The sequence below is a fragment of the Pseudomonas viridiflava genome, assembly GCF_900602065.1.
Classification (GTDB): Bacteria; Pseudomonadota; Gammaproteobacteria; order Pseudomonadales; family Pseudomonadaceae; genus Aquipseudomonas.
This window is the reverse complement of sequence record NZ_UWFN01000162.1, coordinates 1-23694: the sequence shown is the minus strand read 5'-3', so window position 1 is coordinate 23694 and position 23694 is coordinate 1. Positions and strand designations below refer to the sequence as shown.

Annotated in this window: 12 protein-coding genes; 5 read left to right on the top strand and 7 right to left on the bottom strand. The window is 53.5% G+C overall.

Annotation, left to right across the window (positions count from 1 at the left end):
- Window positions 1-157: 157 nt before the first annotated feature.
- The 4 genes from EE949_RS08565 to EE949_RS08535 all read right to left on the bottom strand — a co-directional run bounded on the left by EE949_RS08565 (window position 158) and on the right by EE949_RS08535 (window position 7130).
- Window positions 158-1624, bottom strand: a complete 1467-nt coding sequence (locus tag EE949_RS08565; protein WP_122663897.1) for a hypothetical protein — start codon at window positions 1622-1624, stop codon at window positions 158-160.
- Window positions 1625-1920: 296 nt separating this feature from the next.
- On the bottom strand, window positions 1921-3387 hold the full coding sequence (locus tag EE949_RS08560; RefSeq protein ID WP_122663896.1) for a hypothetical protein: 1467 nt from the start codon (window positions 3385-3387) through the stop codon (window positions 1921-1923).
- A gap of 522 nt (window positions 3388-3909) precedes the next feature.
- Window positions 3910-4992, bottom strand: a complete 1083-nt coding sequence (locus EE949_RS08550; RefSeq protein ID WP_122663894.1) for a hypothetical protein — start codon at window positions 4990-4992, stop codon at window positions 3910-3912.
- A gap of 992 nt (window positions 4993-5984) precedes the next feature.
- On the bottom strand, window positions 5985-7130 hold the full coding sequence (locus EE949_RS08535) for a hypothetical protein (protein WP_122663891.1): 1146 nt from the start codon (window positions 7128-7130) through the stop codon (window positions 5985-5987).
- A gap of 1044 nt (window positions 7131-8174) precedes the next feature.
- Here EE949_RS08535 and EE949_RS08525 point away from each other — a divergent pair.
- From EE949_RS08525 to EE949_RS08515, 3 genes are all read left to right on the top strand, one after another.
- Complete coding sequence (locus tag EE949_RS08525; RefSeq protein ID WP_122663889.1) at window positions 8175-10133, top strand: hypothetical protein; 1959 nt, start codon at window positions 8175-8177, stop codon at window positions 10131-10133.
- A 145-nt stretch (window positions 10134-10278) separates the two neighbouring features.
- A complete protein-coding gene (locus EE949_RS08520) occupies window positions 10279-12270 on the top strand; it encodes a hypothetical protein (protein WP_122663888.1) in 1992 nt (663 codons plus the stop codon).
- A gap of 215 nt (window positions 12271-12485) precedes the next feature.
- Window positions 12486-14819 carry an autotransporter outer membrane beta-barrel domain-containing protein gene (locus EE949_RS08515; protein ID WP_122663887.1) on the top strand — a complete coding sequence of 778 codons (2334 nt, stop codon included), beginning with the start codon at window positions 12486-12488 and terminating at the stop codon, window positions 14817-14819.
- Window positions 14820-14913: 94 nt separating this feature from the next.
- Here EE949_RS08515 and EE949_RS08510 read toward each other — a convergent pair whose 3' ends face one another.
- Window positions 14914-18843: an Ig-like domain-containing protein gene (locus EE949_RS08510; protein ID WP_122663886.1), complete on the bottom strand. Its 3930-nt coding sequence runs from the start codon at window positions 18841-18843 to the stop codon at window positions 14914-14916.
- Between the two features lie 83 nt (window positions 18844-18926).
- Window positions 18927-21194 (bottom strand): hypothetical protein, encoded by a 2268-nt coding sequence (locus tag EE949_RS08505; protein WP_122663885.1) that lies wholly within the window; start codon window positions 21192-21194, stop codon window positions 18927-18929.
- A gap of 259 nt (window positions 21195-21453) precedes the next feature.
- Here EE949_RS08505 and EE949_RS08500 point away from each other — a divergent pair, with 259 nt between their 5' ends.
- The gene (locus EE949_RS08500) at window positions 21454-21714 is read left to right on the top strand and encodes a hypothetical protein (protein ID WP_122663884.1); all 261 of its coding nucleotides are present in this window, start codon (window positions 21454-21456) and stop codon (window positions 21712-21714) included.
- Between the two features lie 137 nt (window positions 21715-21851).
- Here the strand turns inward: EE949_RS08500 and EE949_RS08495 are convergent, their stop codons facing one another.
- Window positions 21852-22283, bottom strand: coding sequence for a hypothetical protein (locus tag EE949_RS08495; protein WP_122663883.1), 432 nt, complete (start codon window positions 22281-22283; stop codon window positions 21852-21854).
- A gap of 417 nt (window positions 22284-22700) precedes the next feature.
- Between EE949_RS08495 and EE949_RS08490 the strand changes: the two genes are divergently transcribed.
- Window positions 22701-23159, top strand: a complete 459-nt coding sequence (locus EE949_RS08490; RefSeq protein ID WP_122663882.1) for an REP-associated tyrosine transposase — start codon at window positions 22701-22703, stop codon at window positions 23157-23159.
- Window positions 23160-23694: the final 535 nt, after the last annotated feature.

The following is a 23694-nucleotide window of genomic DNA, read 5'->3' as shown; positions in this document are numbered from 1 at the left end:
TATCAAGTACATCCACTCTTAAAGATCCCGTATGGCCTTTACCGGAATATCATGCACAAACACTATTTTCAATACCTCGCTGAATGGCGAAGACGGCGGTAGATACCCCTGCACCGGCTATTCAAATTTTTTATTAACAACCCAGTGACCATAACCATTATGTCGACCAACGAATACTGTCGCAGGCTATAACGCCATCCCTACTATCGTTTGTTCCCCCAACTTCAATATGCCCTACACACTTCTCTGATGGAGCGGTATAGCTGAACTGTTGCGGCTCTACGCCTAGAGCAACCGCCTCAAGCTCCCTTGTTCCATCACGAAATATGTATGTAACATAGATAAACCTAGGTACACCATTCGCCATCCAGAGAGACAATGTAACCTTCTTAACGCCCCCATTTGGCAGTATTATGCGTGCCAACCCATAACCTACGTTGAAGTGCCTGATAGCTAAATACTGGAATCCGTGTTCGCCTTGCTGGATTCCGGCGCGAGCAACAGCGGATAATACAGGATTATTATCATTAGGATGCTTATATGAGTATATCCTAAGCCCCGAAGGGAATAATCTACCAGGCTCAACCGGAATCGTTCCTAGCGCCGCAGCCTCGAAGTCCTCAAAGCCGGAAATTACTTGAATTACGCTCAACACCCGCACCGGAAACAACACCTTCGTTAATCCATCATCAAACGACACTTCAAATACCATCGTAAGCGTGGAACCATCCTTGAGTTCCTTCAAGTTATTCAATGCCACCGTCGTACTCGGCTCTCCCGCAGAACTAATCGGCAAGTTCTGCCATGTAGGATGCGGCCAGTTAAATGTCGAGCCATCTGCCTTGATGCCTTCAAAACGCAGGGAGATCAACTGCCCTGCCGCAATAAACGGCCAGGGTTTGACCCTGAGATCTGCATCAGCGGTCAGGGCAGCTACGTCTAGATTCATATTATCGGGAGCTTGCAAAATCCTCGGCGCTTCAAGGACCGAATCAGCCAACGTCTGTACGGTAAGGCTAAGTACCTCGGACGGTTTCTCGACACCATTGCGCACCACGGCATACAACACCTGAATGGTTTTACCGATAACCGCCGCCACGGCAGAAGCCGGGATGGTGAACGTCACGCTGCCGAGCGTGCTACCGGGCTGAGTGGGCACAAGATTATCCTGCCCGTTCCAGCTAATCCCGATGTTATCGGTGGGTTGCATGGCGTAAGTCACGACCACCGTTGCGCCGTTGATGGCATCCATCGGATTGAGGGTACCGGTGGGGGCTTGAGTAACGGCAGGCGGGCGCAAATCAAGCTCTGCCGAGTCCACAGTAACCACCCACTCCGGCGAATCCACGTCCCCCGGCCCATCTCGAACGGTAAAGACATGCTGCCCTAATACCAACGTCTCAGGACTAAAGCTCCAGGTGCCATTGATCGTCACCGAGGCTGTGGTTAAAAGCACCCCGTTGTCATAGATAAAAATCACCGAGCTAGCCGTGCCGCTGCCAGAGAGGGTCAGGTCGGTATCTTGGGTAGTGCCACCGTTCAGAACTGTATTGCCCAGGCTGTCGACAATACGGGAAATTGAGGCCGCGATGCGTTCGGGGGTGGATTGCGGTTGAATGTCCATAATAGTTACCTGCGTGGATCGAGGTAGTTTGGCTGACAACATCCTGATGTCAGGGTGGGTCAATAGCTTGTTAACGTATCGTCAAGCGAGGACGTTTTGAACTGCTATCAGAAATGACACTGGTTAGGTTGTTTGGCAATTCCGCAGTACCACACCTATCATCGTGAGTTATTAACACCGCCAGACCTAAACCGTAGGAACGGCATTCGCCGCAACACGCACAACAATAAGACATGTTGTATATGATGGGACCGCTACAGACCAACTCCTGACTTAAACCGGCTCTACTAATCGGATCATTCAGACCAGTAGATACTGTCGCAGGCTATCACACGTTCAGCCCTATCCCTGCCAGCTACTCTAACACTCATTTGGTATATATGTTTTCGTCCTGGAGCAGTATACGTCTCCGACACTCTCCCGTCGGGGGGTATCTGAACTGATAGATAACCAAGATGTTCATAATCGGGACCTAAAAATCTGACTTGGGCATGCAAATCAGGAGCATAAGTGACAGCCCACAGGGTGAACCTAATGGTCTTAAATTTTTTAGTTGGCAAGTCAATATACACCATGCTATCTCCAACACTATTGAGGAAGACAGACACATACTGAAACCCGTGCTCGCCTTGCTGGTTCTCTGCACGAACTACGGCTGCAAGATCGGTCCCACCCAGTGAGGTGAGTCGAATCCCTGTTTCGGGAATAACTACGCCGCCCAGACGAGGAATCTGCATTGGCGCTATTGTCTCGAAGCCTTCGAATCCGCCATTGCCTTGAATAACGCTTAATGGGCGCACAGGAAACAAGACCTTCGTTAATCCATCATCAAACGACACATCAAATACTGGCGAAATAGTCGAACCGTCCTTCAGCGCCATCAGGTTACTCAACGCCACCGTCGTACTAGGCTCACCAGCCGAACCAATGGGCAGATTCTGCCAGGTTGGGTGCGCCCAGTTATACGCTGTACCGTCCGCCTTGGTGCCATCAAACCGGAGGGAGATCAGTTGCCCTGCCGCAATGAATGGCCAAGGCTTGACCTTCAGGTCGGCATCGCCAGTCAAGGTGCCAACGTTGAGGTGAAAGCCATCAGTGGCTTGCAGAATTCTCGGTGCTTCCAGGTTTGAGTGGGCCAGCGTCTGAACCGTCAGGTCAAGTACCTCTGAAGGTTTAGCCACCCCATTGCGCACCACGGCATACAACACCTGAATGGCTTTACCGATAACCGCCGCCACGGCAGAGGCCGGGATAGTAAACGTCACGCTGCCGAGCGCGCTGCCGGGCTGAGTGGGCACAAGATTATCCTGCCCGTTCCAGCTAATCCCGATGGTATCGGTGGGTTGCATGGCGTAAGTCACCACCACCGTTGCACCGTTGATGGCATCCACCGGATTGAGGGTACCGGTGGGGGCTTGAGTGACGGCAGGCGGGCGCAAATCAAGCTCTGCCGAGTCCACAGTAACCACCCACTCCGGCGAATCCACGCCCCCCGGCCCATCTCGAACGGTGAAGACATGCTGCCCTAACACCAACGTCTCAGGACTAAAGCTCCAGGTGCCATTGATCGTCACCGAAGCTGTGGTTAAAAGCACGCCATTGTCATAGATAAAAATCACCGAGCTAGCCGTGCCGCTGCCAGAGAGGGTCATGACGGTGTCTTGGGTAGTGCCGGGATTTGGGATGGAATTTCCCAGACTATCGACAACACGGGTGATCGACGCTGCGACTCTCTCGGGGGTGGATTGCGGTTGAATGTCCATAATAGTTACCTGCGTGGATCAAGCAGTTTGGCTGACAACATCCTGATGTCAGGGGTGTTAAATGGCTCTGGGGAAGTATTGCCAGAAGGCGTCTCTTCTAACTACTGTCAGAAATGACAGTGGTGAGATCGTTTTGCTATTGAGCGATAGCGCTTTAGTTAAAAACCTAATGGCGGTGGGTGAAGATAGATCGGAACCAATTGGCTACTTGACCTTCAAGCGGCTAATTCGGGAGGGGTCGTGGGACTGGCTTTAGCCGGGAAAACGATGTGTGCTACGGCGCAGGGCTCGGGTTGGCTGGGCTGCCCTCTTCCCGGCTGAAGCCGGCCCCACTGGCTAAAACCGGATTCACATTCTGAACCGGTTACATCCGCACAAACACGCCAGCATTTACTACGCCCAAGACCACCTGCCCAATCGTCCGCGCCAAGCACCTAAGAGATCATTACTAACGCTACTCGCCACGACAGCTTTTGAACGTCCGTTATGTCCCACTAGCCCTTCTCGTCTGATCTTAGGCAATTAAGACCACTGGAAGCTTTCAAACCGAATACTCGATCTGGAACTACCAGAGCCGGGGACATTACCAGCATAAATTTCCCCCTTTAGACAAGGCCGATCAAAAGTGACCTCTACAGGCTGATGGTCGCCGACGTTCAGTGGATAAGTATCAATCAAGCGCCCACTTTCATCCCAAAAGCGCATCACCGCATTAACCGGACTCAGTTGGTAAAAGTAATAACTGAACCTCAACCTCCTGATCAGACCACCAAATTCAAGCTCAACCGTATTTCCGTAAGTCGTGGTACATCCCACCATCAACGTTCCTTTTTGACCGGGCGTCGCGGTTGGCTGATAAGAAAGATAGGCCCATAAATCCTGAGGATTATCTAGAGTAGTTGTCGATATCGCAGAAAGACCACTGGGTAACGGAACTCGAACTTGATAATAAAGGTAAACGTGTTGCGTTAGACTTTCAAAATCCTCGGTCCCGGAAGCCAGTTCACGCACTGTAAAAATCCAGACCGCTGACTCAGGATGACTGCCATACAAGCCCTTGGCGAAGATCCTGTATGTCTTCAACCCCACATTCGACGCCTGGAACCTCCAACTCCCATTAGCATCGACCGGCAGGGTGCCATTAAACGCAGGGTAATCGAAGAGTTCAACCTGCTGATTGGGCGCTGCAGTCCCCAGAACCGTGATGCTGCTGTTGTCATCGGTAGTACCCTGATCCGGAATTTCGTTACCGGCAGCGTCCATGATGGTTGTGATTTCCGGCCCTACAGCAACGACACCTACAGTAACCACCCACTCCGGCGAATCCACTCCCCCCAGCGAATCTCGAACGGTAAAGACATGCTGCCCTAACACCAACGTCTCAGGACTAAAGCTCCAGGTGCCATTGATCGTCACCGAGGCGGTGGTTAATAACACGCCGCTGTCATAGATAAAAATCACCGAGCTAGCCGTGCCGCTGCCAGTGACGGTCAGGACGGTGTCTTGAGTAGTGCCGGGATTAGGGATGGAATTTCCCAGGCTATCAACAACACGGGTAATCGAGGCTGCGATGCGTTCGGGGGTGGATTGCGGTTGAATGTCCATAATAGTTACCTGCGTGGATCAAGCAGTTTGGCTGACAACATCCTGATGTCAGGGGTGTTAAATGGCTCTGGGGAAGTATTGTCAGAAGGCGTCTCTTCTAACTACTGTCAGAAATGACAGTGGTGAGATCGATTGGCTATCGAGCGATAGCGCTTTAGTTAAAAACTTGATGGCGGTGCGTAAAGATAGATCGGAACCAATTGGCTACTTGACCTTCAAGCGGCTAATTCGGGAGGGGTCGTGCTACCAGCTTTAGCCGGGAAAGGGTCGTGCGCTGCACCGCGGGGTCGGCGTTGACCAAGCTGGCGTCTTCCCGGCTGAAGCCGGTCCCACTATAAACAACATGCAAACTACTGGATTAAAATGCATTTTTTGTAGGAGCTGCCGAAGGCTGCGAAGCATTTATCCTGACACTCAGCGATCGCAGCCTTCGGCAGCGCCTACAGGACTTATGTTTGCCGCGAGCACTGCGCGGTGCCATGGGCAGCGGGGAAGCTCTTATCAAACATGAATAACTTCCCGAACCTGAATGATTGTTCTGTAGGAGTCGCCCCGGCGTCCCTGACACCACGCCGTCGCGCAGCAAACATAGGACACGTGGGACCGGATTCATCCGGGAAGACGGCATTTCAGACGAAGATGATGTAGCGGATGTACTGGCCTCTTCCCGAATAAATTCGGTCCCACAGGATTTGCACAAATTCAGATCGTTACTTGTTGTTTGAAGGGAGCGCACGAGCACCGCGAGGCCGCGATGGCGGTGTATCAGGCAGACTGCTATCGTTGCCTTGCGTTGCTCTTGAACGCCTACAGGCCGGTGTTTTTCTTCGCGGCAGCGCTGTGTTGGGGATACACCGCGATTTTCAACAGACAAACATTTCAAATAAGCAGTTTAAAGGGCAAGGCGCACGCTCCAGGCGACTGAGTTACAAGCCAGAGCAAATCGGTGTCGTTTCTGTATCAACTTCACAGGCAAGGGCAAAAACATCTCATCAAGTTCGCATCACAATACCGAAGGCGTCCCCAGGCGACTCCCAGCGAATCAGTTGTTCCTGCCCGTTTGAAGGTACAAAAGACCAACAACTCGTTAAATCTGGCCCAGGCGCCTGGTCTCTTGTCCAACAGTTAAGCGGCGTCAGTTGCCCTGCTTCATCGCCATAAGCGGCCCTGAATAAACGATACTCAGCGACCGAAGGAAGATAGCCTCCCAAGTCTCTGACCGCGTATGAGGCCTGTATATGATTGGTGCGAAGTCCAGCCCCAAAAAACTGATAAACATTCGACACAATCGCCGTAAAAGTTGCAGTGCTGTCCGCGCTGTCAGCTACCGTAATGGTAGTGAGCCCATTACCCGCCGAAATCACACGGCCTCTTTCGTCAACCGTAGCGATGGCGGGGTTGGCAGATGTGTAGCTATAAGGTGGCACACCACCGCTGGCTGGCCTGTCCGTGTAAGTGCCTGCTGGCGGAAACGGCGGCGCAGTCCACGCGTGATACAGGACGCCGTTCAGAACGGCGGGTGAAGTATCGATGACCAACTGCTCGAACACATAAGTGACTACCCATGGAGCCGACGTTGCCTGGCTATTAACGGCCTTGGCAACGAACTCATGCCTGCCCGGTTGCAATCCCGTCAGGGGTTTACTCCACAGCCCATTGGGCGCAGGCGTCGCCCCCCACGACGCGCCCTCATCATCAATTTCAATGACGGCGTCTGGCTCTGCGGTGCCAGACAGCGTAATGCTCGGGTCAGACGTACTGCTGTCATGGGGGATAGAAATGCCGCTAGAGTCGACAACTTCGTCAATTGTGGGCTGTGCGGCGGCAACGCTCACAGTAACCACCCACTCCGGCGAATCCACGCCCCCCGGCCCATCTCGAACGGTAAAGGCATGCTGCCCTAACACCAACGTCTCGGGACTAAAGCTCCAGGTGCCATTGATCGTCACCGAGGCGGTGGTTAATAACACGCCGCTGTCATAGATAAAAATCACCGAGCTAGCCGTGCCGCTGCCAGTGACGGTCAGGACGGTGTCTTGAGTAGTGCCGGGATTAGGGATGGAATTTCCCAGGCTATCAACAACACGGGTAATCGAGGCTGCGATGCGTTCGGGGGTGGATTGCGGTTGAATGTACATAATAGCTACCTGCGTGGATCAAGCAGTTTGGCTGACAACATCCTGATGTCAGGGGTGTTAAATGGCTCTGGGGAAGTATTGTCAGAAGGCGTCTCTTCTAACTACTGTCAGAAATGACAGTGGTGAGATCGATTGGCTATCGAGCGATAGCGCTTTAGTTAAAAACCTGATGGCGGTGCGTAAAGATAGATCGGAACCAATTGGCTACTTGACCTTCAAGCGGCTAATTCGGGAGGGGTCGTGGGACTGGCTTTAGCCGGGAAAGGGTCGTGCGCTGCACCGCGGGGTCGGCGTTGACCAAGCTGGCGTCTTCCCGGCTGAAGCCGGTCCCACTATAAACAACATGCAAACTACTGGATTGAAATGCATTTTTTTGTAGGAGCTGCCGAAGGCTGCGAAGTATTTTTCCTGACACTCAGCGATCGCAGCCTTCGGCAGCGCCTACAGGACTTATGTTTGCCGCGAGCACTGCGCGGTGCCATGGGCAGCGGGGGGCTCTCTCATCAAACATAAATAACTTTCCGAACCTGAATGATTGTTCTGTAGAAGTCGCCCCGGTGTCCCTGACACCACGCCGTCGCGCGGCAAACATAGGACACGTGGGACCGGATTCATCCGGGAAGACGGCATTTCAGACGAAGATGATGTAGCGGATGTACTGGCCTCTTCCCGAATAAATTCGGTCCCACAGGACTTGCACAAATTCAGATCGTTACTTGTTGTTTGATGGGAGCGCACGAGCACCGCGAGGCCGCGATGGCGGTGTATCAGGCAGACTGCTATCGCTGCCTCGCGTTGCTCTTGAACGCCTACAGGCCGGTGTTCTCTTCGTGACAGCGCTGTGCTGGGACATACCACGTCTCTACAGACAAACATTGGGTAACCCATACTCATCTCCGAAAACAAAGCGACGAGCGGTCAAAAAACCTGTCACTTCTGACAGTAGACCCCTGACGAAATCGCGCGCGTAATAAATGTTCTTCAGCTAAAGCCTCTTTACCGGGCTTCGGAAGCTTATCGGGCACCCGGGTCGGGAGAATATATATGGATTCCTCAAACGATATCTTGAGCCACAAAAGTAGCGAACTGTCAGGCACCACCCCAGACGAACAGTCCACTCAGGATATTCTCCCACTTCCATTAGTACCGGCGGTGATAGACATAAATGACCCGGAAGGCTTGTTGCCCACCGGCACTCAAAATGAGGATCTGGAAGCTTTTGTCGAAGAGCGCTGGAAGGTCTATGCACCAGACCCCAGCATATCCGACAGACTGGAGTGGTTTTGGGCACTTTCAATCAATCGGCAGAATCCGACGCTTGTCGGCAGCGTTGAGCTAATTGGCCCCGTGGAGGATTCAATATTTCCGTACCCTATTCCTGTTCCAAAAAACTTATTACAGAGCGACGGCAAACATGAACTCTGGTACGTGGTCACCAGCAGTCTTATCTCATTTCCGACACCGTCAAACCACAAATTCGTGACGATTGACACCACGGCTCCCAGCTATGACAAACAACTCGAAAGCCTGTTGTACCCTGCTGATTTAACCGGCACGGTGATAACCGCAGACTACCTGGCGACCCATTCAGACACCGTAGAACTCAGCCTGCCATTACCGCTTTATACCGGCGTGAGCGAAGGCGATAGTATTTTCCTTTACTGGTCCGATGTTAATCCGCCACTGGGTTTGCCGGTATCGACAAAAACGGTATTAGGCCCGGAGATCATCGCTCAGGACATCCGGCTTGATCTGAAGGGCGATATCATCCGTTCGTTTAACAAAAACGGGATTTTCCATGCTTTCTATAAAGTGCGGGACAGGGCAGGCAACGAGACACTGACTTTTTCCCTGCCCGCTACTGCAACAGTTTCTTTAGACCCGCTACCCGTTGTATTACCTGCGCCTACTATACCGTTACATGATAATGACGGGTTACTGCACAGAGCGGATGCACGAAGTGCCATCAAAATCGAGATCACCTATTTTGACAATGCCTTGCCCACCGATGAGGTTGTATTTAATTGGGACGGCATCACTTTAACGCCCCGGTTTGCCGTTTTTCCGGTTTCGGTTGATGTCCCGTGGGCTGTGCTTACCGCCAACGGGATGGGACCCAGAAGTTTTACCGTTAACTATGAAGTATTTCGCGGGGGCTGGAGTCTGCCGTCAAATCAGAAAACCATCAACGTCGATTTCAGCATTGCCGGGCAAGATCACCCGGCCGCCCCGGCACTGCTCAATACATTGTTGTCACTGTGTGAGATCAGGGGCCAGTCCAATCTACCTAACGAACTGATCCCAACCGACCGAAACGCGCCGGTCATTCCCAGCGTCGAACTCTTTCAAAACCCGGTTGCGGGCCAGCGACTGGAATTGTATTGGGGGGCATGGCCCACCGCAGCCGCCTTTTACACCGTGCAGCCGGGAGATGTCGCAGGCCAGCCGATTCAGTTCAGTGAAGTGCCATGGAATATCATCGATTCAGAACCCAATAACGCAGCCCTGCCTGTTTACTACACCACCAGCAATGCCGTGAACCTGCAACAGTCGTCAACTACCTACGTGAAAGTTCGGGTAGTCACCATTGATGACCTGCTAGAGCCTGATTTCCCGGACGCTGATCTTTGGGGTTATATCAACTGTGGCGGCGCCCCTTGGGACGGCATAAAACACAAAATCACCTTCATAAATAACCGCTTTGAAGCACGTGATGTAATCACACTTTTCTGGGAAGGCTACAGAAACTTCAATGCCACCGACCCTATTTCTGGAACCTATGGAGAGTTTGAATATGAACTGAACACTACCGACATCACCAATGGCTTCACCCTTATAACGGTGCTGCCTTACAGCCCGTATATCGAACCTATCACTGAAGGCTCAGGAGGAGCTTTTTATACCTTGGCGAAGCGCGATGGTCAGTTCGGAACATCGCCTTTGGGCATTGTAAAAATAACCCGACTGCTGCCGGACGGCACGCTGTGCGAGCCTCCGTTCTGATGGACGTAACACCTTAATTGCGAGGATCGTTGTTTCTTATCATCCGGCACTTCACGTTTAACTATTAACCCACAACACACGCAGCAGTCAGATAGATACCTCCATACTCTCGATGGCTGACGTTGCGTCTCACTCGGAGAATGAAATGTCTAACAACACAAAAGAAAGTTCCGAACAACTTAGAGCCAGCTACGGCAAATGGCTACGGAACCGTACGGGCCGTAAAGCGGGAGTCTTGGCGGAAGGCGTATTGCCCGCGCCTGCCCCTAACCCTGAATTCTGGCCGGGCGAACCCGACTTTGCTGCATATGTACCGCGTGATCGGCAGGACGATGATCTGCAATTAATCATCCCCGGCTGGCCCAACGGAGCGCCTGATGCAACCGAACGCGATACATTGAGCCTCGAATGGAAACAAGCAACAGACCCCCTTTGGGGAACGATAAAGAGCACTTCAATACCCGGACCTATAGATCCAACCGGCTTCGTCCCCGAGATTTTGGAAAAGGTTAACTTCAGTGCTCCTGGCACGTACAACTTACGGTACCGTGTCAAGACCTGGAATGACGAAGAGGACTCGTCAGCCACGATCAATATCATCATCGACAAGTCCCCTCCAAACTTCGGCGGACAGGAACCTGACGCGCCGATCTTCAAGGATACGAGTCTTGTAACAGATGGCATAACCGATGAATACCTCGATACCCACCCCAATGTAACCATGGTAATACCTATATACGATGACGAACAACCAGGTGATATTGTCGAAGTGTCTATCTATGGTCGCGAACCTGACCCTATCACAACTCCCGTATTCTCCGGCTCTATTAATAGTGCCCGCGAGGCAGATATTCCAGCTGCACGCATCAGAAATCTGTTAGACGGTTACCTCTACGTCATTTACCACCTGGTAGATAAGGTCGGTAACATCGGCAGCCCGTCAAAATCGATGAACACCGAGCTTCTCGTCAGTCCACTGCCCGTTCCGCCACTGGCTGCCCCTAAAGTGCCACTGGCAGAGGACGCCGAAACACTCATTGACCTTGACGACGTTAGAGACCCGGGGGTGGAGGTCACAGTTGCGCTATATACCAACTGGTTGTCCATGGACACCATTGAAGTTGATTGGGGTGGTTTTACAATCACTTATCCTGTCGGCATCGCTCCGCAAGATCCAATACGGATACCCGCACCCTATGCAACGCTTAAGGCTGCCTACGGCGCAGGTACGACAGGCCCGAAATCTACGGTCATCAAATACGATGTGCGTCGCGGATCGAAATCGTTTCCCTCTGCCCCGCTCACCATCAATGTTGATTTGTCGGTACCGGGTCCGGACCCCGTCGGACCAGACCCTATCAATCCGAACCTGAAGCTCGTTACGGTTCGTGGGGGTGGCACTTCCGCCGCTGACAATGTATTGAATGCCGACGATACAGGTCTGGCCGCCACTGCCGCAGTAGAGATTTACGAACCCCACGCAACTGGCGAGCGTATGTCTTTGTATTGGGGTAGCCTGTCCGCCCCGGTCGCTATCTACGATCCCCTGGACGCCGATCCTGTCGGAAAAATCGTCACGTTTTCCATTCCCTGGACTGAAATCGAAAAAGAACCGGGTAAAACAGATCTTCCCGTGTTCTATTCCTTGACGTATATCGCGGGAGGTAATAGCCAGCGCAGCGGTAACCAACTCGTTGATGTAACGGGCGCCTTGCCCATCCAGTTTGCAACGCCGGAATTCCCCGATGCGGGAACTACCAGCGCTGGCAGACCGATATTGAACTGCAGCTCGTTCATCGCACCGGACCATCATGTGCTTGTGGAGATCCCGGGCAACAATCCGTTGTTAGTCGGTGGTGAGCAGGTAGTAGTCACTTGGCAAGCGTACAGCGATTTAGCGGGGACCATAGTTGCAGGTACGCCCTGGACTGACTCACGTACCGTAAGTCCAACCGAGGCAAGGGATGGCTATGAGTTACACGTAGAGCCCTACGCTGATCATATCGAGCCAGTCGGGGCATATGGAGCGGTTCGCGTGACCTATAACGCCACTGTGGGAGGTAATCCTGTCTCGGGCAGCGCGTATATCTGGGCATCATCCACCAGCGCTGGCGGTACGTGTGTGCTTACGCCATAAGTGCATAAGGTGGGGTCCGCTTATCGCGAACCCCACCTAACTAGACCAAAATTCTCAGTAATGAAACATATATAATTATATGTAGGATCATTCCTACATATAGCAGCGAAGCGTACTACATTTGTTAGTGCGGATGGCCGTTAGTATTACCGCCCGGACTATAGCGACCCCTTCAAATTCTGGAAAGAGGTCCACCTCACAGCGGAACTACTGATATGACTACTTTAAAAACTGGACACCCCGGCCTATGCCGGCCCCTTTCCTGTGCCTTGCTATCCGTTGGGCTTGCCCTGAACAGTCAATGGATAAAAGCTGCAGTCATCGAAAATGGACAAGTGGTCACCATCGACACCTCCACCCCCCCAGACAGCTATACCTTGCTCACTGGCGGCACGTTGAATATCAATGATGCCACTACTCAGCAAATCACCTCGGACAACTCGAAACTTAATATCAATACCGGCCGAACCGCAGAGATTAGCGGCACCAACGGCTCAGTATTTGATATAAAAAACGCCACGATAACAGGCGGCCCAAGCAGCAGCTTTGGAATAAGCCTGAATAACAGCACTGCAACTATTTCCGATAGCACAATTACCAGCACCGGTGTTGCACTGCAGGCACTTCAGGGGCAAAACACTCCAGGCTCTATTATCTCGGTGTCAGGCAGTACACTGACCGGCGTGACAAATGGCGTTTCCGCCTCTGCACTGAGCCGCTTGGTTTTTACCGGTTCGCGTATTGAAGGGACAGGCGCAAACAGTTCAGGCCTGAGGTTTTTCAGCTCCGATATTGATGCGTTCGAAAGTACCTTCATTGGTGGTGCAAACGGTATTACTGCTTTAAGTAACGGGAATCAGGCACGTGTCGGGCATCTGAATCTTGATCGAACCCATGTTGAAGGCAAGACTGGCTCGGCAATCCGGGTTGACGGCTTAAATCTGCCAGGGACACAGATTGATATCCAGGTTCTCAACGGCTCGACGCTGAAAGGTGGCAACGGCAACATCCTTGAAGTACAGCGCGGCGCAACCGCGAACATGCTGGTTGGCAACAGTGCGCTTGAAGGCAATATTCAGGTCAGCGGCAACAGCACAGCGAACATTTCCCTTGATCAAGCCAAATTGACGGGCAACATCACCGCAGAAACCGGCAGTACGGCCGCGCTGAAGCTGGATAACAGCTCGCTGTTCACCGGCAACCTGATCAATGTCCGCAGCGTGACCATCAACAGCCAATCCACCTGGACGATGGCAGGCGACAACGCAGTGGACACGCTGGCCATGAATCAAGGCCGGGTGAATTTCGGCGCAGCCAACGAGTTTTATCAATTGAATGTTGGGACGCTGTCGGGTAACGGCACGTTCGTAATGGACGTCGACTACACCAACAACCTGCGCGATACGTTGAATGTCACCGGCACAGCGACGGGCGCCCATAGCCTGTTGATAGCAGGCTCGGGCACAGACCCGGTCTCGCCCCAGGCACTGAACCTGGTCCGCATTGGCGCGGGTGATGCAACATTCTCCCTGCTCAATGGCCCGGTTGACGTCGGTACCTACTCTTACGGCCTGACATCCAAGGCTGACGGAGCCGGGGGCACCGAGTGGTTCCTTGACCCGTCGTCAGCCATCATTAGCCCTGGCACAAGTTCGGTGCTTGCACTGTTCAACACCGCGCCTACCGTCTGGTACGGAGAGTTGACTTCCCTGCGCACGCGCATGGGCGAGTTGCGCTTCAACGGCGGCCAGGCCGGTGGCTGGGTTCGCACCTATGGCAATAAATACAATGTGGCTGAAGCTTCCGGTGTGGGCTACAAGCAAAACCAGCAAGGTATTTCTCTGGGCGCAGATGCTCCATTGGCTATTGGTGATGGCCAGTGGTTGATTGGTGCCCTGGCGGGTTACAGCAAGTCGGACCTGGATCTATCCCGAGGCACGACCGGTACCGTCAGGAGTTCGTATGTAGGCGCTTACACCACCTGGCTTGATCAAGACAGCGGTTACTACTTTGATGGTGTCCTGAAGTTCAACCGTTTCGATAACGAATCGAAAGTCTCCATGAGCGACGGCACACGTTCCAAAGGCGATTACGCTAATGTGGGCATGGGTGGATCGCTGGAGTTTGGCCGCCACATCAAACTGAATGACGGTTACTTCGTTGAGCCCTTTACTCAGCTTTCGGCCGTGGTCATTCAAGGCAAGGATTATGGTCTGGACAACGGTATGGAAGCCGAAGGCGATCGCACTCGTTCGTTGCTGGGTAAAGTCGGCATGACGGCGGGTCGCAACTTTACGCTGGACAGCGGCACCATCGTGCAACCGTATGTTCGTGCGGCAGTGGCTCATGAGTTCGCCAAGAACAACGAAGTTCAGGTCAACGACAACGTGTTCAACAACGACCTGTCGGGTTCACGCGGTGAACTGGGTGCGGGTCTGGCGGCGGCGCTGACGGATCGTCTGCAACTGCATGCTGATTTTGATTACTCCAATGGCGAGCATATCGAACAACCATTCGGGGTGAATGTCGGGGCGCGGTATAGCTGGTAGTAGCCGTTCTCCTAGAGACAGAGTTGCTGGCTGGAGTTGCCTGATAACTGCGGCAATTCCAGCCTTGCCAACAACCAATACTGTTTCTCGTTGGCTATTTATGTACAGAGAGTGCAGCAAAGCTGAAAGCTTTCATGGTGTAGTAAGCCGACCCGCTTGGGATTGTAACCACTAACGCATCTATACGGCTCAGTTCATCGGAAGACCACCATGGCTGTTCAGCGTGTGGCCAAGAGCTTCCGTATTGCGCCCGCATCCACTGTAGTTCTTCCCCTCTAGGGAGATGACCTCCTGCTGGTTGATATTGAATTGCACCATTCCAGATAAAGTTACCTATGTGTTGTATTCTCCATCCGTTGGTAACCGTCACCTGATAACTCTTAGAGCTTCCGCCATTGTCTGATACCGTGATAGTAGTCGCTCCATCTTTAAGAGCACGTACTAATCCTGCATTTGTCACCGAAGCGACAGCAGCGTTGGAACTCTGGTACCGGTAGGGCGGGACACCACCTGTCGCTCCCCGTTGAATAGAGGTATTTACTGGAGCATTAGGCGGCATACGTCCATCCGTCCAAATGTAAAAGATGCCGCTTAGCGTCACTGGCGAGGTATCAATCACAAGCGGCGGTGTTGGCGACTGCACAGTAAACGTCCGCGCATTCGAAACCGGCTGACTACCATAAAGCCCCTTGGCCGTAAGGCTATGCCCCCCCAAAGCCAACGAGCTGATCGATGAGTTCCAACCACCACTGCCGGTGACCGATGCCCTGCCCCTGGATGCAGCACCATCGAATATCTCCACCTGTTGATTGGCGGCCGCTGTCCCAGTCAGGTTTACGGAGGTGTCGGTAGTACTCCCACCATTCGCCACTTCACCTCTGGTATCACGCACGCTGGTGATAGCCGGCACCGTCGCCGTCGCCACGATAAGGACTCGCGCCACCGACACAGGCTCACTGCCGTAAAACCCTTTGGCCGTGATGCTGTGGCTCGCCACCGCCAAACCGGTGAGTGGTAGCGTCCAGTCGCCCGTGCCATTGACCAACACGGGTTGGCCTATAGCCGTCGCACCATCATAAATCTGCACCCGCTGATTGGGCGCGGCCTTGCCCGCGAGCGTCACGTTGGGGAAGTAAGTCGTGCCGCCTGGCGGTATGACGCCTTCCGCGTCGGTGACGGTATCAATAGTCGGCACCGTCGCTGTCGCCACGATAAGGACTCGCGCCACCGACACAGGCTCACTGCCGTAAAGCCCTTTGGCCGTGATGCTGTGGCTCGCCACCGCTAAACCGGTGAGTGGTAGCGTCCAGTCGCCCGTACCATTGACCAACACGGGTTGGCCTACAGCCGTCGCTCCATCATAAATCTGCACCCGTTGATTGGGCGCGGCCTTGCCCGCGAGCGTCACGTTGGGGAAGTAAGTCGTGCCACCTGGTGGTATGACGTTATTTCCCGCGTCGGTGACGGTGTCGATGGTCGGTACTACCGAATCATCAAAGGTTTTAAAGGTGTATCGCGCGACTGGAAACTCAATAGCCGAGGCCTCCTGAGCCGACCCATCGAACGTCACTTTGCAGGTCACGGTCAGCGCAGTGTTGTGGGTGAGTTTTTCAAGCTCACTTCTAATCACTTGCTCGTTAAGCCCATTGCTGGCCTGGATTGCAGAGATGGGGACGCCCGCCAGCACGGTAATGTTGACTGTTCCGGTACTGCCCGTCCCGACAAGACGCAACCAGACTCTTTGGCCCTGAGCACTGAACGGCCATTTGCCAACTGTCACCCCCGCATTGCCGGTAAACGAATTCAGATTCAGCTCTTTGCTGGCATCGTTCGCCTGGGTAATACGTGGACGCGGCAGCTCGTTATCCGGATCTTTGAAGTTGCTGACGGTCAGGTCCAGAACCAGTGATGGAGTGGGTGAGCCATAGCGTTGCACTTCGTAACTCACATCGACATGCTTGCCGATGTTGGGGCCGACCACACTGGCCGCCACGCTGAAATCAACATAGCCGCCACTGTTGCCCGGCAACTCCTGATCATCGGAGGTCCCTGCACCCGGCGTACCCAACCATTTCAGGGTAATCACATCCAAGGCTGGGTCCATGCTGTCATAGCGGGCACGAGCGACCACGCCGGCGAGGGCGTCCATGGGGTCCAACACCCCTGTAGGCGCTTCGAGTACTTGCGGCTCAGGCAGGTCGCCCACCAAGGAGCCAATCGTCAGATCAAGCGTGGCTGAATATTTGTAATTGCCAGTTGCCTTGAGCTTCAGGCTATAGCGGACTTTCACGATGCTCCCAATGTTGGGAGTAATCAGTGTGTTATCAATTCTGAAAGTGATCGGCTTGCCCGCCGTGGGCGTCGTGATCGGCACCCAGTCGCTGCCGGTTCCAGCACCTGGCCTGCCCGTCCAGTAGTAGGTCAGTATGTCGCCTGGGTTAGTGCCCAGGTATTCAATCAACAAGGTTGCACTGTCGGGGACCAAGGCGGGATCAAGTACATCATTCGGAGCCTCAACCACTTTAGGGGCTGGCAACTCGGCATGAACTCGCTCGATCTTGATCGGGGTATGATCTGACTCGCTCATACCGAATAAAGACTTCTGGTCGTTGGTGACGGTGTAGTAAAGATCCAGCGTGCCGTAATCAAGAATGACAATATGTTCATTGGGCACGTAAATCGGGATTACTTTGCCCTTGTCATTGTATGTGACGGGGTGTTCGTGTTCATGCACGTAAGGCGTACCGTTGGACTTCGTGCCCATCCAGATCATGTTGATAACGTCGCCAGTATCCATGCCCGGGTATACAGGGATCAACACAGTAGCGATCGGCGTATCGGGTTCCAACACGTCGCCAATCAGCTCCCGGATAGTCGGCGCGGGCAATTGCGAAACGTCACCGACAACATTGGCAAAGGTGCGTTTGGATGATTGCGGCGGGTCACCGTTAAGCTTTTTCAATACATAAGACGCATCCGCCGAGCCACCGGCAATGGCCCGGACATCGGCGTTGGGTACGTAGAGTTGAAGAATTGACGGAATACTGCCAATAACGACCGTCTCGGTGTGCGTGACAGGCAGGCCCGTCGCCGGTGTACCGATCCAGGTCATAGTGATGCTGTCACCCAGTGTATAGGGAGGGCCCGGCAGGACAATCTGCACCGTGGCGTCGTTCCTGCCCAAATCGTCGAGATCGATAGTGCCGTTAACGGCCTCTTTAATAATCGGCGCGTCCAGACGCCATGCACCGGCATCGACTGCCACTCTGGTCTGCAACGACCATTCAGTAGAGTAATTCCAGACTTCATCGAACACCTGATAATGCACAAGCAGGGAGTCGCTATCGCCAGCGGCGAGGATAGCGGCCTGATCCACCAATATAGTGATTGACGCACTACCCGCCGCTTCGCCTGGCGTCACTTGATGAGTGAGAAAAACACTGCCCCATTTGAGCTGAATCGTGTCCCAGGCCGCTCTGCCGAGGTAAGTCTGGATTTCAGCAGGTACACCCCGCGCCGCCCATTCGGCATCCACACCATTGTCGATAACATCTTGCGGCAGACCGGGTGCCTGTAATTCTGAATGGCCGGGCAAGTGTGGATCTTTATCGGTTCCCGCAGGACGATCAAGTTTGACCCTTAACCGCAGTGGCGTTGAGTCCTGGGGGATATTAGTACCCGATCTTGTCAGTGTGTAATGAACCCTTTCGCCCCACTCGGGAATAATGGTGTCCTTAGGCAGATAGACAAATAAGCGCTTATCCACATCCTCCAGCAATACATCCCGCTGGGCGATTTTCATATCGCTCCAGAAAACGTCGTGTTTATCTCCCACCGACATAGGCTGGTAGGGGTCAATAGCCGCTAACAACCCACTCGGGTTGTCTTCATGCATCTGGATATTCACCCCGCCATCACCATCATGTACGGGCACTATCATTCCAGCAATCAGTAGCGGGCGTAACGCCAGGGTGGAGCCACCGCGTTCTACGGGAGGAAACAAAGAGGATCTGTGGATTTTCATAATGAATACCTGCGTCAGTTCCAGGCCACATCACGGGTGCAGGCTGCCAACAACATCGGTAGGCACACTTCAGACTTTCCGGATTAGGCAATCCATACCAAATTATCGATAACGATATCGACCGTATCTATCGCCAACTCACAACGTACACAAGGCGAGTCCAATACCACCGTCTCATAAGTTGTTTGCTGACCCGAGGGGATAACTTTCAAATTAAATACCTTGATGGAGTTACCCTCTTTATTAAAAAACTCCAGCCTGTTGCCGGTTGTCGCCGTGCGTGCGTGGCTCAGAAGAAAAGTGCCAATTTCGCCGCCGAACTCTATTTCTATGATGTGGCCGCTTGCACACAGCAATGCACGATTACCGAACTCGCTAATAGCAGGATCAATGATTGCCGTCTTTGGCGTTGCAGCCACAACTGTCAGTACCAGGCCACTCGTAAAGTCTATCGGCGTATTCACAGCGAGCTGACCCGGTTGCTGAGTTTCGAAACCCTCGTCTCCCGTTACCGGGCCGATTACCGCTCCTTCACCGATCTGCAGCGTTAATACCTCCGATGAGCTAATCCTGCCGGTTCCGCCCCTGACCACGAAGTACGACGCATCCACCGTGCCGCCCTGGTTGCCTGCTATGTATTCATAGTGAATATCAAAAGCCAACGGCAGAGAGATAATTGGATTGAGCGGAATGTAATCCTCGTACTTGCCGGTGATCGAACCGACCCACTCAATGTGCACTTCATCGCGATCATCGCGACCGTTGTACTTGGGCACAATCAGCCGCGTACCAGTAGGCACGTCTTCCGGGTTCAATACGCCATCCAGTTCACCCTCGACAATGGGTTCAGGCAGTTCAGCTCTCGGTTCACCCACATTAAAAATGACAGTATGCAAAGACTGGCGGCGCACCAGGGCGCGGACGGTTACGTCACTGAGCAGATCGTAGTACAACTCCAGAGTGCCACCGTTTATAGGCGTCAAATGCGTGCCGGGTACCACCATGGGAATCGGTGTCTTCGCCTCGGCGTCACCATGGGTGATTGGATGCGGTGGCAGTGCTGGGGTGTATATGCTCAGGTCTGGGCGCTTGCCCAACCAATGCAATTCAATGACCTGCCCCTGAGCCATGGAATCATCCCAAGGAATTTCGATGGTGGTGCGCAGCAAATCAGGGTTCAAGGTGCCCTGATTGGCATCCCTGGCAATCGGTGCGAGAAGGCGTTTGGCTTCGCCAATGATGCCGACGAACTGACCTTTGGAGAGCCGGTCCGCTGTGTTGTCCAGTTTGATCACCCGGTAGGAGAATATCGCCTGGGTCTGGGCTAGCGCCCGAATGTTGGCGTTGGGCACCTGGATATCGAAGATCTTGTTAAGGCTGGTGACCGGTACCAATGGGCGAACGAACTCTACTGACTCGCCATTAGCCGTCGTCCCACGGACTTTGACTTCGATCTGGTCGCCTACCGCAAAACCGGGTTTCATCGCCACCACTTGTACGGTTGCAGGCTCGTCACCGAGCACTTCGAGATCAAGGACGTTGTTGTCCGCTTCGTCCACAAACGGGGCGTCAAGGCGTGTACTGTCAGTGTCCACGACCAAACGGATTTCCGCGCTCCAGTCCTCGGAGCGGTTATCCACCAGGTCGAAGACTTCAAAAGTTACCGCCAAGCCATCAGGCCCCGAATCGCCCGCCGCGAGGATGGTGTCCTCTTCGACTGTCATCGGGATGTCCGCATCCACCTCCCCTGCGAGCACCGTGTGATAGAGGAACTCGCCACCCCAACTCAGCCGGATGAGGTCGTGCTCGGCCATGTTCGGGTAGGCCTTGATGAGCACCGGTATACCGGCTGCTGCCTGGTCCTTGTCCACGCCGTTGTCGATGTACTCTTGTTCAATTTCAAGATGCAGCTCGGAATGCCCCGGAGTGTCGCCGTCCTGGTCTTTGCCGCCAGGCAGGGTGAGTTTGACGTAAATCTGTAGCTCACCGGAGTTCTCGGGTTGTTGACCAAGGCGTTTTACCGTGTACCTCAGCGTCGACATCAGATCAGTGGTCAAACGCTCCGACGGAATGAATAACGTCAGACGCTGGTTGACCTCAAGCGCATCAATGAGATCAGACACCACGACGTTATCGCCGAGCCGCACATCAACACTGTCACCCGGGCCCATGGCGCCCCAAGGCTGGATAAAAATCTGCAGACCATTTTGCGGGAAGTTGTCTTGAGCGGCAGCGCGGTTGATCCCGAGCTCGCCAGTGGGGATTGGGCCAGTGCTGCCGGGTACTTCCAGGTCCAGAAGTGCCAGTGGAGCGCTCTCGGCCTCCACTGGGGTGAACGTTGAATTGTTCATTGCAAGACTCCCTGTCCTTTGAGAAGAAGCAAGGCGTTATTGGACGCCTGAACCGGCGGGTTGCCTACTGTCAGAAGTGACAGGTTTTTGCTGAAAACAGGGGTAAAAGTGCCCCGTTTGTCGGATCCTGCCGACCTGTCTGCGCTATCCGGAAAACGACCTGATCGTAGGCATCCCGGCCATTCTTTCAGGTAGCGCTTGCCGATGCCGTCGGCCACTACCAGAATCGCCTTATACCTAAACAAAGGGAGCGCACGGGATGATGCACGCAGACTTGATTGACCAGGAAGACTTGATCAGCCAGCTCAGAGCCATCGGCTTCGAGATGCCCTCAGGTGCAACAGCTGAGCAGGCCTGTGCACAAGCTGTCTGTGGCCTGACCAACGATCGCGCCACTGCATTGAAGCGCCTGGTGGAGCAGATGCTGACCGGTAGCGCGACGATATTGCCGGCGGTGCGGCAGGCGATTGATCAGCAGTTGCTGCCGGGCCTGGCGGAGTATAAACAGAGCCGCGGTTAAGCGTTTTGTGGGAGCGAATTCATTCGCGAAGGGGTAGGTACATTCAATACATATCCATCGCCTGTAATAGCGCCTTCGCGAATAATTCGCTCCCACAAGTTCAAAACATCACACGCCTACCTATCGATTAGCCAGCTTCAGTGCCTCCGTTTCCGCTCATCTCTGAGGGAAACGCTCCCCACCAAAACCTCCTTGGCGAATCGAGGCTCAACCAGTACCTCGATATTGTTGGTAGTCGCTACATTCGAGACAAACAAGTCGAAGGTGGTGGTCGCCCAGTCATCCGACACAGCAGGATAGTACGTCCTGAATATGGCATTCGATGACCAGAGCAAATGCACTTGGCCTTTATCCTCCTCAGTACCATTGACCACTTTCAATTCAATGGTGAGCAAGAACCGCCGGGGTTGTACATCCGCGATTCGAACGCTTTGGTTCAACTTGTCACTGTCGCCTAATACCGCATGGTAGCGACCATCCTCTTCGACAATATCAATGGTGGAGCCCATCACTGGACGCCAAGGGTCCAGCTTGCCGGTGCTGAAATCACCATTTTCTATAAATTCCATGATCTGACTCCCTGAGAAAAAACCTCAATCCCTGTAATAAGCAAAAGCCTCCAACTCGCCAAATACTGAACATGCCGGTACAGGGGTTAAAGAGCTGAAGGACATCCTTCAGACAAGGATCACTCTGAGACGAAAAAGACCGGGCGTCTACTGTCAGAAGTGACAGTCCGTTGGTCGCCTTAAAGGATGAAAACGAGGATTTATCGACGTCAGGCATAACCCTGTGGGAGTGAATTCATTCGCGAGGGGTTGGTACATCCGGCACATATCCATCGCCCGACATGCCGCTTTCGCGAATGAATTCGCTCCCACAGGTTATCCGTAACGTTGTAACTATTGGGAAAGGTTTGGGAAGGCAATTAGGGCCCGAGAGCAGTAAATTAGAGCGCAGGTTTTGAAATCAAACGGAGGGCAAGGATGCCTACTCGACCTCGCTCATCCCAACTGCGCAAAGGCCGTTTTTCTGAGAGCGGGCGCATCTACATGATTACCACTACGACGGAAAATCGATATCCAGTGTTTCAAGACTGGCAGCTTGGGCGGCTTTTGGTGTGTGAATTCAAACGAGCCGAAAATCAAGGTCTGGCGACATCGCTAGCGTGGGTCGTTATGCCAGATCATTTCCACTGGTTGCTTGAACTCCACAAAGGCTCTTTGGCATCTCTCATCAAGCAGGTGAAAGCCAGCAGCGCAGTTGCAATCAATAGGGTTTCTGGCAAAAAAGGTCGACTCTGGCAAACAGGCTTCCATGACCAAGCACTCAGGAGAGAAGAAGACCTGCAAAAACTCGCCCGCTATATCGTGGCCAACCCACTGAGAGCTGGCCTGGTCAAGCGCATTGGTGACTATCCGCTGTGGGATGCAGTTTGGATATAACCCATCTGTTGCAGACAACCCTGTGGGAGTGAATTCATTCACGAAGGGGTTGGTACATCCGGCACATGTCCATCGCCCGATATGCCGCTTTCGCGAATGAATTCGCTCCCACCTCAGATCGTTACCGGAGCTCGATTTTTCGGCGTCAGGCAAAACCCTGTGGGAGCGAATTCATTCGCGAGGGGTCGGTACATCCGGCACATATCCATCGCCCGACATGCCGCTTTCGCGAATGAATTCGCTCCCACCTCAGATCGTTACCGGAGCTCAATTTATCGGCGTCAGGCAAGGCCCTGTGGGAGTGAATTCATTCACGAAGGGGTTGGTACATCCGACACATATCCATCGCCCGACATACCGCTTTCGCGAATGAATTCGCTCCCACCTCAGATCGTTACCGGAGCTAAATTTATCGGCGTCAGGCAAAAACCTGTGGGAGCGAATTCATTCGCGAAGGGACCGGTACATCCGACACATATCCATCGCCCGATATGCCGCTTTCGCGAATGAATTCGCTCCCACCTCAGATCGTTAC